At 42.9% G+C, this 14,788-nt stretch carries 15 protein-coding genes; 10 read left to right on the plus strand and 5 right to left on the minus strand.

Translation table 11 applies throughout. The features are described from left to right. Positions 1 to 246: 246 nt before the first annotated feature. The 7 genes from ACTHPM_RS06000 (at position 247) to ACTHPM_RS06030 (ending at position 6,214) form a co-directional block, all read left to right on the plus strand. Entirely contained in the window at positions 247 to 723 is a 477-nt protein-coding gene (locus ACTHPM_RS06000; protein WP_440394284.1) for a YiaA/YiaB family inner membrane protein, read from the plus strand. Positions 724 to 1,312: 589 nt separating this feature from the next. Beyond that, on the plus strand, positions 1,313 to 1,723 hold the full coding sequence (locus ACTHPM_RS06005) for an Imm30 family immunity protein (protein WP_440394285.1): 411 nt from the start codon (positions 1,313 to 1,315) through the stop codon (positions 1,721 to 1,723). 240 nt (positions 1,724 to 1,963) lie between these two features. Beyond that, positions 1,964 to 2,407, plus strand: a complete 444-nt coding sequence (locus ACTHPM_RS06010; protein WP_440394286.1) for a hypothetical protein — start codon at positions 1,964 to 1,966, stop codon at positions 2,405 to 2,407. Positions 2,408 to 2,618: 211 nt separating this feature from the next. Continuing rightward, complete coding sequence (locus ACTHPM_RS06015; RefSeq protein WP_440394287.1) at positions 2,619 to 3,059, plus strand: hypothetical protein; 441 nt, start codon at positions 2,619 to 2,621, stop codon at positions 3,057 to 3,059. Positions 3,060 to 3,697: 638 nt separating this feature from the next. Beyond that, complete coding sequence (locus tag ACTHPM_RS06020) at positions 3,698 to 4,180, plus strand: GNAT family N-acetyltransferase (RefSeq protein ID WP_440394288.1); 483 nt, start codon at positions 3,698 to 3,700, stop codon at positions 4,178 to 4,180. Between the two features lie 692 nt (positions 4,181 to 4,872). Next, the gene (locus ACTHPM_RS06025; protein WP_440394289.1) at positions 4,873 to 5,142 is read left to right on the plus strand and encodes a CD3324 family protein; all 270 of its coding nucleotides are present in this window, start codon (positions 4,873 to 4,875) and stop codon (positions 5,140 to 5,142) included. A gap of 250 nt (positions 5,143 to 5,392) precedes the next feature. After that, positions 5,393 to 6,214, plus strand: coding sequence for a phosphotransferase enzyme family protein (locus ACTHPM_RS06030; RefSeq protein ID WP_440394290.1), 822 nt, complete (start codon positions 5,393 to 5,395; stop codon positions 6,212 to 6,214). Between the two features lie 65 nt (positions 6,215 to 6,279). Here ACTHPM_RS06030 and xerS read toward each other — a convergent pair whose 3' ends face one another. Next, positions 6,280 to 7,350 (minus strand): tyrosine recombinase XerS, encoded by a 1,071-nt coding sequence (gene xerS, locus ACTHPM_RS06035; RefSeq protein ID WP_440394291.1) that lies wholly within the window; start codon positions 7,348 to 7,350, stop codon positions 6,280 to 6,282. A 285-nt stretch (positions 7,351 to 7,635) separates the two neighbouring features. On the opposite strand from xerS, the gene ACTHPM_RS06040 reads away from it, so the two are divergent. Beyond that, the gene (locus ACTHPM_RS06040; protein WP_440421470.1) at positions 7,636 to 8,238 is read left to right on the plus strand and encodes a hypothetical protein; all 603 of its coding nucleotides are present in this window, start codon (positions 7,636 to 7,638) and stop codon (positions 8,236 to 8,238) included. Positions 8,239 to 8,730: 492 nt separating this feature from the next. Here the strand turns inward: ACTHPM_RS06040 and ACTHPM_RS06045 are convergent, their stop codons facing one another. The 4 genes from ACTHPM_RS06045 to ACTHPM_RS06060 all read right to left on the minus strand — a co-directional run bounded on the left by ACTHPM_RS06045 (position 8,731) and on the right by ACTHPM_RS06060 (position 13,879). Continuing rightward, the gene (locus tag ACTHPM_RS06045) at positions 8,731 to 11,112 is read right to left on the minus strand and encodes an Ig-like domain-containing protein (protein ID WP_440421471.1); all 2,382 of its coding nucleotides are present in this window, start codon (positions 11,110 to 11,112) and stop codon (positions 8,731 to 8,733) included. Positions 11,113 to 11,411: 299 nt separating this feature from the next. Beyond that, positions 11,412 to 12,386: a class II fructose-bisphosphatase gene (gene glpX / locus ACTHPM_RS06050; RefSeq protein WP_440394294.1), complete on the minus strand. Its 975-nt coding sequence runs from the start codon at positions 12,384 to 12,386 to the stop codon at positions 11,412 to 11,414. Positions 12,387 to 12,444: 58 nt separating this feature from the next. Beyond that, a complete protein-coding gene (locus ACTHPM_RS06055) occupies positions 12,445 to 13,248 on the minus strand; it encodes a pyruvate, water dikinase regulatory protein (RefSeq protein ID WP_440394295.1) in 804 nt (267 codons plus the stop codon). Positions 13,249 to 13,261: 13 nt separating this feature from the next. Then, on the minus strand, positions 13,262 to 13,879 hold the full coding sequence (locus tag ACTHPM_RS06060; protein WP_440394296.1) for a helix-turn-helix transcriptional regulator: 618 nt from the start codon (positions 13,877 to 13,879) through the stop codon (positions 13,262 to 13,264). A 288-nt stretch (positions 13,880 to 14,167) separates the two neighbouring features. Here ACTHPM_RS06060 and ACTHPM_RS06065 point away from each other — a divergent pair, with 288 nt between their 5' ends. Together ACTHPM_RS06065 and ACTHPM_RS06070 are read left to right on the plus strand one after the other, a co-directional pair. After that, positions 14,168 to 14,398 (plus strand): hypothetical protein, encoded by a 231-nt coding sequence (locus ACTHPM_RS06065; RefSeq protein ID WP_440394297.1) that lies wholly within the window; start codon positions 14,168 to 14,170, stop codon positions 14,396 to 14,398. 20 nt (positions 14,399 to 14,418) lie between these two features. Beyond that, entirely contained in the window at positions 14,419 to 14,727 is a 309-nt protein-coding gene (locus tag ACTHPM_RS06070; protein ID WP_440394298.1) for a hypothetical protein, read from the plus strand. Positions 14,728 to 14,788: the final 61 nt, after the last annotated feature.

Raw genomic sequence — 14,788 nt, forward strand, 5'->3', positions numbered from 1 at the left:
CGGTGAACCGTATCACAAATAGTGGTAAAGCGGAGAATGGAGTTATTGGTGAAAAGGATAAGACCGAAGCACAATACAGTAATTCGGTCTTGCCATTGCAACAATTATAGACGTTGAATTGAAGAAGGAGGGGCATATACACAGCAAATATTTACAATAAATACCTGTTATTATATGGATTACTCACTGTATAGTTGAGAGGAATATGCTGCCAATATATTATATTATTAGGAGAGGAATTGTTAGATGAATCAGAGGTATAGCAAACGTAATACCGCTGCTTTTACAGGGGCATCTTATTTTGCATTGAGTGCAGGTCTTTTTCTGTTCTGTCTGGGAGTGTATAACGCAGATTGGGAATTGAATGTGAAGGGCTATTATTTACTGTGCATGGTGCTAATTACGATAACATGTATCGTTGTTCAGAAAGTTGTTCGAGACAATACAGAAGATAAAGAAATTCGCTTACACAATCCGAAACATCGTATGAGGAATACAGTAGCTTTTACAGGCATGGCAATGGCAGGCTTGATTATCGGGTTTGCGATGTTCTTTGTTGGCTTGTACAACGCTCCATTCGAGTTAAATGTAAAAGGGTACTACATAGCTGTTATTCTATTGATATCATATAGCTCCATTAGCGTACAGAAAGTAATCAGGGATAATACTGAAGATAGGGAGATCCTTGCAGAGCAAGAATCTGGACGGGACCTTCAAGGATAAAGAGGAATAGGAACAATTAGTTATCTAACGTTAATGTGTTGTGAATGGAGAGCCGTTACCACAAGTAACGGCTCTCACGAACTCCGTGATGAGCTATTGAGATTAATATGATCCTTTTAAAGGCAGCCGGCTTTTTGGTCGGATGCCTTTTTTCTACTACGGGCGCCGTGATCAAATAAGGACAGTAAGAGGAGGCATGGAACGTTGTGCGTTCGTTTAAACAGGGTAATACGGAAGTAATTGTCGGTGGACAAGAACATAGTCCCATTGAAAGTCGCTATTAGCGGCTTTTTTTGTTTTATCGGTACAAGTTCTTGTCCCGAGCCAAGGACAAGAACTTGTACCGATTGCCGAAAAGGGCAAGAACATGTTCCGATTACCGATTAGATAAGCATTTAAGTATTGTTCTAATTTTTAAGCTAACGGCAGGGTAGTCCATGAATTTCGCGAATACTCTACATATGGAGTTATTTACGAAATTCGTGAATAATACGTTATCGGAAATTGCCCAGACATTTGAATAAAGAATGAGAGATGAAGTTTAATGAATATACAAAATGAAATTCATAGAATTTACAATAATAGGTTCATGAGAACTGAACAAGAGATCATTGACTTCGAAGACTCCTTAGAACAAATCCACAATCATTGTGATTACAAGATAATAGGGGATCTATGTAGTGTTTTCGAGGATAGCACTGAACAGCACGAAGTAATGTGGGGTTTATTGCATTTGATTGAAAAGTATGAAGGTAGAGAAGCATTGTTTGAATTAGTTAAATCGATGCCAAAAATGATAGAAAGTGCAAGAGAGTGGTTAGAAATTATTAATTACAGAATATTAAATCATCAAGAATATAGAGAATTGTATGGACAAGTTTTAAAGGAAACAGAAACAACAACGAAGGAAATAATAATTAAATTGCTGGAAGACATAAAAAAAGAGGATCCGATAAAATTCGAAAAATCTGTATTAGAAGTAATAAAGTATATTATGTAAGTATTTCAGTGAAGTGGGCAACATCCGATAACAACTTATTCACGCTGCGGGCCATACGACCCTTGGTCTGCAGAGGCATTCCGTGGAAGTGGATTCAGCAGACAACCTTGCACTGGCTAAGTCCGTCGGACCCGGGGCTAGCGCCCCTTAAGCCAGTGAGGGTTCGTGAATACAACAACGTTATATGAAATACCCTAAATGCATTGAAAACCAACTGTAAATATCTCAAGAGGTGAAATAATGACAAATGATTATAAAGATTTCGATGACCTCTCTTTATATGATTCCGTAATTGAGAGTCTGGAAATTAATCACAAGAATAAAACTATTGTTTTCAGAATTCTCAAAGTAGTAGGGAGACTAGACAGAAATGAAGGTAGAAATTTTACCTACAAGGTGAAGCAAGGAGCATTAATGTTTTATGGAGTTGTTTTTGGAAACACTCCATATAATATTGAGATCGGGGAATGGAGTGAATTTTATAGATCAGCAGTTCTAGATTCATCTCCATTAATAGATAAATTTATAAATAGGTCTGAAAAACCTTTGATTCATGTATACCTTGGAATAGATAATGGAAACGAGCTTAATAAAATAGATATAATTTGTAACACATATAAGTTGGAATTAGAAGATGAAGAATACATATTACATAATGACTTTGAATGGTTATTCGAGGAGTAGGGTACTTCATATAACAACTTATTCACGCTGCGTCGCTGACGCTCCTTGGTCCGGACCGAAGTAGAAGTGCAGAGTGTGGGTTCAGCCGGACAACCCTGCGAGGCTAAGTCTGACGACCCGTTCCCTCTGGTCACTTAAGCCTCTCGGGTTCGTGAATACAATAACGTTATAGGAAATTGAGGCAGCGGATTAATAAAAGAAGGTGATTTTCTTGAATCATAACATACTTATAGAATCGGAAAACCTATTAAAAAGGATTAAAGAAAAATATCCAGTGTATGAGGGTAGAAGAGCAAATAGAGTCGAGCTACAAGAATTACAAAGAAGATTAGACTTCAATTTACCCGACTGGTATTTCGATCTGTATCTCAATCATTCAATTATAGATTCAGAGTTTGGATTTCAAGAAGATGAACCAGAAGAGGATTATGATGGCATTTCTTTTGTGATTTGGGGGGATATAAAGTCAGTTATTCAGGAATCATTTGAGTTTGAACCTGGAATAAGCATGATGCAAATGGATATTTATTTGTTGCAAGTTGCTCTCATGGAAGTGGAGATCCACTGTTCATTAATATTCAATAAAGTTCAGATGATCCGAGCGTATATAGAATTTATCATGATGATTTTCAGACGGTTCAAGTTAGTATAAGATTATCAGAATTCTTTAGAAAGGCAGTAATTTAGTAAAGTCGAAGATGGCCTCAACATCCGATAACAACGTATCTACACTGCGGGCTACGCCCTTGGTTCACAAGATGGATAGCTTAGAAGCGAAATCGGCTCACAACCCTGCGAGGCTAAGTCCGTAGGACCCGGCGCTTACGCGCCTTAAGCCTCTCGGGTTCGTAGATACAAGAACGTTAGGCGAAATCTTCGAGAGATGGAAAAACTAATTTGATTTGGTAAGGTACCGACATGATATTTATGTTGAACCCACTCGATGGTACGCAGATATGATTATCAATGGCTCAGATACGATGCAAAAAGGGAGTCAGATGTTACTTGATTGGATAATAAATAAAGTAAATTGCAGTTGATGGGTTTATTATACTTACGAAGACGAAAAGTTGGACTAACGGGAAACGTTAATTCAAAATAGCATGGAGCAGTCCGCCGGTTGGCAGCTACTCCTTTTTCGTTAGGCTAACGGGCAGTATAGCTCAACAATGGTAGCTGAAGGCAGCCGACTTCTTGTGATCGGCTTCCTTTTCTCAACCAACGGGCAGTATAATTCCAACATATGGTACAATTAGGTAGAAAATATTCATTCTTTCGAAGGGGCTTATTATGAACGTTGTGAATGCTACAAAAGATGATTTGAACAGATGGTTGGAATTGGCTGCTGAAGTAGAATTCTTATTTGGTCCTATGGTAAGCGATCCAAAATTTATTCGTGCAATAGAGAAAAATATTAACCAAGGCAGTGCATTCTGTGTTAGGGAATACGATGGAGCTCCAGGATCTTGCTTACTCGGTGGAATATTATTCTCGTCAGTAGATTCACCAAGCTACAAGATCGGATGGTTAGCTGTTTCCTCTCGAGCGAGAAATAAAGGCATAGCAACTAAACTATTGAAACATGTACTGAAAGATGTTAATGTCCCAGCTGAAATATCAGTTACTACTTTTGGTAATGATATCCCGGATGGGCAGCCTGCAAGACGGTTATATCAAAAATTCGGATTTGTACCTCAAATAGAACCGATTCCGAATGGTCCTGAAGGCGGTAGTCGTCAAAAATTCAAGCTGATAATCACACAACAGGATTAAGCTAACGGGAAACTTTAGTTGAAGAAAATAAAATTGGACCATACATCTTAGACATATCTAATATGTGTGGTCCTTTTAATTTCAACAGTTTAACTTACTTAACCTAAATATAACATTGGTTGTACAAATACATGGATGATCGTGATGGTGACGGTATGGTAGGTGAGTAAGACTAAAATTAATTGAACGGAAGAAACAGAACATAATCCTGTTTGCCCGGTTATATTAAAAAAACAGCAGCTCATCTAAACCATGAGTGTTCAGTAGAGAAATTATAACCGTAAAATGAGGCATCATTAAGCTAACGGGAACGATAATTGACTTATAACACTAGACGTTATAGGGCCCAGATTTACGGATATGAGGTAAAAGACATGAGGCTCGAACGCGTAGTAGCCTAAAACAGAGAAATAAAGGAATTCATCATCATAATACAGAACTAATGATAATAAAGTATATATCATCTGAAGAGAGGGATATCGATATGAGGTATGTTCGTAAAACTATACTTCGTGAATCTTTACCGATGCACGGGTTGAAGACTCGCTCCATGCAAAGTCTATATGACATTAGTGCGGTTGTTTTCATGGAGCCTATTAATCTAACCGCATAACAAGGAATCAATGACAAGGAACCGTTTGTCATATAGGCTTTGCATCTTTCCATCGATATGAGATGAAGGGGCAGAGCCAATGAAATATATTTCAGCTGATGAGATTTTACCAGAAAAATTACTTCGTGAAGTACAATGTTATATCCAAGGTAAGACTTTATATATTCCCGCACCCAAAGGATCTAGAAAAAAGTGGGGACATGATTCAGGGCAACGTGAATTTCTTGTGAACCGAAATGCAGAGATTCGGAAGCTTTTCCAGCAAGGTGAGAATGTGGAAAAGCTCGCAAGTTCCTACTGCCTATCCCATGATAGCATAAAGAAGATCGTTTATACAAAACAGGCATAATAAAGGCTCGTATTGGATAAAACCAATACGAGCTTTTTTTGAAAATAGGGCAATGATAACTATCCGCCATAAATCTCTACAAAGTACGTTTGAATCGGATACATGTTCACCAATTGCTTCATCCAATTTTGTAGTCCTAGTCGGTTGTCTTATGTAATGAATGTATAGACGAATACTCTCCATATTCATGCTGTAATATTCCCTATATACTAACGCTAGAATGAATTATGGTGATTTAAGGGGGATGGCAATGGTATTTATATCGGATGAAGGTATTGAGAAAGCAATTATGCAATATAAGCAAGCAGCTTTGAAGGCGATTCAACATTATGATATAGATTGGGATCGGATTCGGTTTAATCAACTCTCAGATACATGCACTTTTGTTCTTGAAACAAGTAAGAGTGAAACCTTATTACTTCGAATCCACGTTGAAACGAGTGGCGATGAGATAGATTCTGAATTATTCTTGCTAGATTCACTTCATAACAAAATTGATGTTGTTATTCCAAAGGGTATTTTGAATCGTCATGGTTCAAGAACGACAAAAATAGATCTAGAAAATGGTTACCAATGTAATGCTTCATTAATGAGGTGGGTAGAGGGAGAGCATGACAAAGGGGGCCTTACGGATAATCAGATATTTAGAGAGGGAGTTCTCTTGGCAAAACTCCATCAAGCATCACAGAATGTTGAGCTGACTTCAAACTTCAAACGCCCTACTTGGGATGAGCATAGCTTTAGGCTAGCGATTACTCGTTTAACGAAATATTATAATCGCTTCTTGAATGATGCTGAATTCCAATTATATTTATCAGCCGCTGAGCAAATATCCGCATGGATGTCCATGCGTCATAAAGATAGAAATAGTTATGGGCTTATTCATGGTGATCTTCATCAAGGAAATATAATATTTCATCATGGAGAGCCTCGTCCGATCGATTTCGGAAGATGCGGGTTTGGATACTTCATTTATGATATAGCACATACAATTCTAGGGCTTTATCCCGTACAAAGAGAGTTAGTTATCAAGGGTTACGAGAGTATCAGGTATTTTCGTCATACTATGTGAAGTACATATGTACAAAATACGAGTTTTGTGATTATGTATGAAGAAAACCGCATAACCGCGCGGTTTTACCGGTCCATATTGTTCACTGCATTTCTCATCTCTTCATCTGTTAAGTGTGTATAAATCATGGTCGTCTGTATCGATGAATGCCCCAATTGATTTTTTAATCGCGGTACATCGTTATTCTCCAGGTGGTACCGTGTCGCAAAAGAGTGTCTTAAGGAATGCACCGTCAACGCCGGCTTTCCAAAAGCTGCAGCGTACTTTTCAATTAACTTCTCAATTGATCTTGGTGTTAACCGCCGGCTTTTTCCTTTACGACCGATTGGCGCTGCTATAAACAAATAATTTTCGGATTTTTCCGCTTCGTAACGCGTTTCTCTGATCTTCAGGTAATTTTCTAAATCAAGCAATGCTTGTTGGCTAAAATAAACATATTGCTCTTTATTGCCTTTACGCAATACACGAACCAAACCTTTATTCACATCCAAATCTTCAACGTTGATTCCTGCGACTTCAGATAATCTTAGTCCGGATCCCAGGATCAATGATACAATCGCCGTATCCCGTTCACGATTAAATTCATGAAAACGAAATATTCTAAGGTTGGATTGATTCAGCACCCCATAATCATGCGCGACAAATTGTCGGAATAATTCAAAATCGTCTTCACGGAGTATTTTGCCTTCAATGCGGTTAGCGATCGTTTCCTGGGTTTCTTTAACAGAGTTAAATTCGATTTTGGCCATGACATTACGCAGGATATATGGCTTTAAATCCGAAGTTTCCGCTTTATTCTGCAAATAATCAAACAGTGATTTTAACGCAGACAGCTTGCGGTTAATCGTGTATTTGGTATTGCCAAGTTGATATTCCAAAAACGACAAAAAGTTCTCAACCTCACGAACCGTTAAACTTTCTAATGCGCTTAATGAAACTTCTTTACGGGTTGTTGCCGAAAATTTCTCCGAAACGAGCCAATCAAAAAAGATAATGTAATCGTGACAATAATTCAGGAGCGTCGTATGCGATAATTTGCGTTTGCGGCTATCTATGTATTCAGTGACGTACCAAGGTAACCCGGTTAATTTATCGTCAATCCTATTCATGTAATGTGATTTTATGCTTTTATCCATAATCGGAACCCTCCTTATAATAGTATAATAATATATCTATTATTTATTCGTCAAATTATTATTTTACGTAATTATAATGTTGTGATCTGGAACGAATTGTTATTTATCTTGAACATTTAATTCTCGAATGATAATATTTAATGTGTTATTTTGGATAAAATTACACATATATTGAGGTGTCAAATGAAATTCTTAAAGCTTTTTACCATCTGTTTATCAATATTCGCTGTGGTACTCATAGGGGCAGTCCTATACATCAAACTGGTCGATCCGGATATCATAGTAATGAATAACAGATCAAACACTTTGGCATCTCCTCCAGTGACCCATAATAACGTGGATACCACTGTAGAACAGAAGTCATTGGAACCATCTCCGGATCCAGCTGCGGTTCCATCGTCTATGCAACCAGAGCCTTCTAATGTTGTACCAACATCTAATCAACTCGAGCCTTCTGAATCCGTGTCATCGTCATCATCAAAACCTAATAAGGTGCAGCCAACGCCGGATCCACCAAGCACAAGTAATGAATTGAGCATACCGGCTCCAAGTTCTAAGTCTGACCCAAGCAGTCTCATTATCGGTAGATGGAAAGTTGCTACTAAACCGAATGTGCGCATTGAGTTTTTTCAGGACGGCACATTTACAAAGGGACATTACCTTGGCAAAAAAGATTACAATGAATTTTCGGGTACATATTCTTTTAGCAGTAACTCGCGTTTGAAGCTACAGTATGAGAAATGGACAGTAGAACTTCCTTCAGGCTATAAAAATACGCGCCTGGATGATTCAAGTTATGTGTTCGACATTACCATTGAAGGCAATAAACTTGTAATTCCCGATGCCGTAGAAGTATTCGGCGACACCGTATTGGTTAAAGTCAATTAAAAAAAGGCTACTTTCAATGCAATCACAGGTTTTAAATAAAAACCCGCCCCTTTTAACTAGAAAAGGAGCGGGTTTTGTTATCTTTATTCATCGCATTCATTATTTACTTACCTATATGTGTTTCAAACATTATTCTGTTCCCGCTTCCCAAATGTCATGGCTGTTAAAACTTTGGTAATGTCTATTCTGTAGACATAATATCCGCGTAGCCGGAAATTCAGACTCCCCCGTTAATCATTTTTATAAATAAGGCTGCCATCAAGGCATTCATTGATGGAATAATCATTCGAACATTCCGTAATTAATAAATCCAACTCCTCTTCATATCTATCCATCCATTGTTTTGCTGAATCCAGAGATAACATATAATTTATTATGTAAACTTTAAATCCAATTCGTCATCCCCAGTGCTCTTTACAATGATCGAACCAAACAAATCCCGCCACGAACTTCCATGGCAGGACTAATAATCCTTTATATATAAAACGTCCTTCAATCTCCCCAACGTACTGATGGAGCATGCACGGCGTCATATGCTTGAGCCCAGTAGTAGCCCGGAGCCGTGATTCTTCTCGGTAGAAATCCGATTTCCCCTGAGAGCGTTGCGATCGCTTCAGAGCTCGCGCTGTAGCTTCCCGCAGAGGTGGCGGAACCATTGACGTATTTGCCGGCCATGTGCGTGAATCTTCCGGATACGGCAGCTGCGATGCCTTCACCGGAATCCAAGTCGGCGATTTGCAGGGTAACCGTAGCCTTACCCTCCCCATAACCGAGCTGCATTTGCGTCACGACCATGGGCTTCAGATCGGTATATTGCGTCGCCGCCTCGATCGGATCACTTGGAGGACCTTCGTTGCCGGAGGTGTCCACAGCCGTTATTTTATACACATAGGTCGTTCCCGGAAGCAGACCCGTATCCCGAAATTTCAGGTTCTGGGAGATCCCTGCAAGATGAGTGGCATCCGCCGCAAAGGAACCCTCAAGGCCCCGATATATATGATACTCTTCAATGGATGCATTATCCGAAGCAGGGCCATAAGACACATCGATACGCTGATAGTCAATAGCTTCTGCCTGCGGCGTACCGGTAACAGAAGATGGCGCATCGACGTCATTTCCTGGAAACCACCGTACCGCACCCGGTCCCCATTTGGAGGGCAGCGACCGGACCGTAGTGTAATGATGAAGTGCTATTCCGCCGAAAGCAGTATTGCCGGCGAAAGCTTCAGACACCTTATCCAGCTCTGCCTCCATGTACAGCCGCCCCTCATCGTTAAAGGTGATTGTTTCCGGATCTCCTCCGTCTGCTATATCTTTCGTTTCTACGCCGATAAGAACCGAATGCGGCTTCCCGATCGTATTCGCATATTCCATTTCTCCGAGAGCCTGCTGGATTATTCCCGCTCCGCCCTCTGCCTGGTCGCGGTAATCCATGATTGAGATATAATCGACTGTATCCTGGATATGCTGCGACAGCCATTTCACCGTTCCGTTCCAAGGGATTTCGCTGGCGTCTATGGAGGAATCGTACCAGCGCGGAATCGCGGCCCCGACTTGTAAAGTCAGTCCTGAAGCCTGTTTACGTTCCATCAGCTTCTTAAGCATGTCAAGGTATTGCACCTGGACGGACGGCTTACCGCTCTTGAAATCGGGCAAACTGTACGGCTCGGTATCGATATTCACGGCATCGAATCGCTCTTTAGGTTTAGAGGACAGATTATAGTTCAAAATCTGCTCAAATTCGGATAAGGCCTGCGTTTCATAACGGGAATAGGCTCCAAAATAAGGAGGCATGGTTCCACCAGCGATCAAAGCCTGCACACGGTATCCCCGTTTATGAGCCCAATCGATGAAATCCCGCACTTCCGGCCGCTTATCCTCCAGCATTCGAATCCCGTTATACCTTCCAACCGCTAAGTAGAAGGTCTTGATCAAGTCCTGGCCAAACGTCTCTGTATCGGAAGCCATCGCATCCAGCACGGTCCGGGAACCCGGATTCAACACGAGCGGATAGGATTCATTCTCCCAAATCCAGATGGCCCGGCCTTGATTATTAGATTCCTGCAGGTCTGTTTTAATATCCATTCCTTGTTCTGTATTTGCTGACATGGAATCCGTCAGATCCTGAGCTGGAATCTCTTCCGATGTCATGCCAGATTCGGGCGTTACACCTGGTTTCTTCACGACCCTGGCATACAATGACCGGCTGAATCCGGTGTTGCCGTTCACGTCCCGAGCACGGGCTTCCAGGCTGCAGATTCTACCACCATAAGGCTTTGTATCCCATATGAATGTATACGTGCCGTCCGATGGGCCTGCTTCCTGCCACGCGCCTCCATTGATCCTTACCTCTACCGCTGCAATGTCATTCTTGGCGGATACCTCAACCTTAACCGGGACTACTCCATACCATGTTTCCTGTTCCGATGGACTATTGATTCGCACCACGGGTGTGTTGGCAGCTGGATTATTGACTTCAAGATTCAGAAACGGCGACCAGGCTGCATATCGGGTAACGCTGTCCACTCCTCTTGCAATGATCTCCACAGGCCCGTCATACGAGGTTAAGTCAACATCCGTCGACCATGTACCTGTACCGTCGGCATCCGGGTCTTCCATTCGGGCTTCCACCCATAATTCTCCGTTAACCGCTAATGCAATGTCGTAAACACCGCTGAACGTTCCAGTAACATGTACGATCCCAGGTTCAAGAGGAGCGTTAGCATCCGGGTTCTGAATGGTAATTTGCGAGAACGCGCGTGCAGGTGATGGAGGCATGAACGTCAGCAGGAGAAGAGAAACCGCAGCAATGGCTCCAAGGGACCGACAAACTTTAGCGTTCCATAGATATTTCGTCCGATGAGTTTTTACCATAAGCCCTTTTCACTTCCTTACCATGTAATGTGAGCAGCTTAGACATCACAAATGAAAAAGGGAAACGTGAATAAGAATACTGATACTGTTTCATACGAACGAAAAGCGGACGTTAGAACTAAATGTGAAGCAATTGTCAATTTCCAAAGACATATGTTGTTCCATACGTTGTGCCTGCAAACATGCGCGTATGCGCATAGAACCAAAAGAACTCTCCGTCTGATCGGAGAGTTCTTCGGAATTGGTCCTTCGGTTTACCTGGGTAATCTGTTATGGGAATACGCACACATTTATATGAGTTACATTGCCGCTTCGGTTATAATTTCTCTTGTGATCGGCATTTTATGAATGGTACGGAGGAAGCTGATCAGTTGATTTCGGGAATGCATGATCACCGAATGGGTTTCCGCTTTATGATTCGGCAGGATTCGTACACCACTGAGGAAGTCACCGGATGTTACGCCGGTCGCGACGAACAGTACCCCATCACGACCGACCATATCTTCCATTCGAAGCAGCTGATGCGGATCCTGTATACCCATCCGCTTACAGCGTTCGAATTCTTCGATTCCGTCCGGCAGCAAGCGTCCCTGCATTTCACCACCCATGCACTGGAGAGCCGCTGCAGCCAATACGCCCTCGGGAGCGCCGCCTGATCCAATGTACATATCTACATCGCTATCCGATGCTGCATCGATCGCACCCATCACGTCGCCATGACTCAGCAGTTTAATCCGGACTCCGGCTTGGCGAAGCGCAGCGATCTGTGCCTGGTGACGTTCCCTGTCCAGAATCGACACCGTCATATCGGACAATGGTTTATTCAAAATGCTGGATGCTTTGGCGAGCGTCGTTTCGATCGGATCGTTCAAGGATAGATGCCCGGCAAGCGCAGGTCCGACAGCCAGCTTCTCCATGTAGATATCCGGAGCATGCAGCAGATTGCCCTCCGGTGCGGCAGCGATTACCGAGATGGCATCATTGAGACCCGCTGCGACCGTTTCCGTACCCTCCAGGGGATCGACGGCGATATCGATTTTGGGACCTCGGCGGTTGCCGACCTTCTCGCCGATGTACAGCATCGGGGCTTCGTCCATTTCACCTTCCCCGATGACGACCGTTCCATCTATAGCTACGGAGTTTAATTCTCTCCGGATTGCCGTCGTTGCGGCCTGGTCTGCGCTGTTTTTATCGCCTCTTCCCGTCCAGCGGGCCGACTCCATAGCGGCTTTTTCCGTAATACGTACCAACTCCAAAGCTATATGATGTTCCATTTCTTATTTCCCTCCATTTATAATCATTTATGCTACCTATTGATCTCTCTACCGATAATTAAAAATACTGCATGATAAGGCAGGCCGTTTCCTCAATCGCTTTATCCGTGACATCGATCACCGGACAACCCAACGATTCGTATAAGGAGTGCGCGTAATTCAGCTCCGACTTCACCCGTTCCAGCGAAGCGTAATGGTTCTCCACCGGGAGTCCAAGCGCCTTGAGCCGTTCGTAACGAATCTTGACCAGCTGCTGCGCATCTATGGTCAGGCCGAAGATTTTCCCGTTCCTAACCTCCCGCAATTGAGCCGGGGGCGTCAGCTCGGGCACGACCGGATAATTGACGACCTTTTTGCCTTTATGCGCGAGGAAGATCGACAGCGGCGTCTTGGATACCCGTGACACGCCAAGCAGGATTATATCTGCTTTAAGGATCGCTCCGACATCTTTGCCGTCATCGTTATTGACTGCGAATTCTATGGCTTCGATCCGCCGGAAATAATCTTCATCCAGTCTGTGGAGCAGTCCCGGCAGCCGCTTAGGGGTATCATTGAACGTATCGATGACAGCTTGCATCATCGGTCCCATGATATCGACTGTGCGGACGCCCAGCCGAATGGCCTCCTCCTTGATCGCTTCCCGCAGCTCCGGCTGCACGATCGTATAAATGACCATGCCTCCGCGACTCGCCACTTCCTCCATGAGACGCGTAATTTCATCTTCATGCCGAACATTCATAATCCGTTTAATTTCCGTGTTTGTTAACTCAAACTGCCGAAGCGTCGCCAGCGCAACCGCTTCTGCCGTTTCACCAATGGCGTCCGAGCAAATGGCTATCACACGATTTGATGCCTGTTTCATCCCATTCCTCCCATTAATCCTCTGCTAGCATCTCAAGTAATTTTCTGATGATATTGGTTTTGGAGATTCTTCCGACCACATTCACGTCACCCTCATTACCGGAGGGCGCCGGCACTACAACCGGCAAACTGTCGATTTGATGCGATATAATCTTCCGTGCCGCCTCGAGGACCGAATCCTCGGGTGATACCGTCACCACGTTGGCTCTGCGTGTCATGATAAAACTTACAGGCATCGCAGACGCTGCAGCATTGCCGAGGGTGACCTTCAGCATGTCTTTGCGTGACACAATACCCACAAGCTTGCCTTCCTCGTCCGTCACGATCAGATGGCCCACGTTTTCGAGAAACAAGGTCACCACCGCATCATGGATGGTCGTCGTTTCGCGGACAATGACCGGCACGCCATGAATGTCGCCAACCTTCATTTCGAGCAGGCTCTGTTTATCCTCTTCACTACTGGCCTTGCGCGTTCCCGGAAAATAACCTACTTTCGGCTTCGCATCGATATAATCGAGGCTTACCAGGATCGACAAATCCGAACGGATGGTTGGGCGGGTCAGATTCAGCATTTCAGCAATTTGTTCGCTCGTAATGGGAGCATGCTTTTTTACGATATCCAGAATTTCCAATTGCCGAGAAGTCAGCTTAATAAGAAATTCCTCCTCTCCGATGCAATATTACTGTCTGTATAATACGTCATATAAAAGCATTAATCAATATATAATACGTCCTATATATGAATTAATCAAATGAAATTGGTCGTTTACAGCACAATGGCTCTCTAATCGTTACTATATATAACAACAAAACGCCTTTAAATGAACTGCCGCTGTATTCATCGCCGGATATGAATATTTTTGCCGATTACGTAAATCATATGAATTAATCAAAACGATGACAGGGGAGAAATCAAATTGATGTATACAGTATTGATCGCCATTGCTGTAATCGCCTGCGCAATCTCGCTATACATGTCCGTGTCCATCATGCGCAAACAACAAAAACAAAGATACGATCATATCAGTCCCACGGTCGCCAAGCATCCATTGCTCGCCAATCCCATCGTCATCCTCTATCTAGTCTTTCCGATCCTAGTCGTCATCGGCGGATTGGTCTGGTGGTATCTCGAGGTCAAAGGATTAACTTAAATCGTTAGGAGTGTTCGTTGTTGGATAAAAAGACGTACTATATATCGGTACAATCCAGATACATTTCAGAACGCCAGGATGAGGCCCCGTATGAACTGGTCGTCAAAGCTACGCCGGAAGAGATTCAGCAGCTTCGCGATCTGTTCGGCTCCATGTATCATTTCGATATGGAAACCTATTTCCGCATGCACTATCCCGGCATTCCCGAGCATTACGACAACGATAACGATCTGTATGAACGCGATGTAAAAGACATTTACCAAATGCTGTACGACATCGGTACGAAGGAAACAAGAGACCATATCGCTTCCATGAATGTGCTGGACTAGCCAACTTCATAAGCAAAAAAAAGATCTGTCCCCTTCCGTTCCCGGAAAGAAGACAGATCTT

The organism is Paenibacillus sp. SAFN-054 (assembly GCF_051966755.1).
In the GTDB taxonomy this organism is placed as follows: domain Bacteria; phylum Bacillota; class Bacilli; order Paenibacillales; family Paenibacillaceae; genus Paenibacillus_AQ.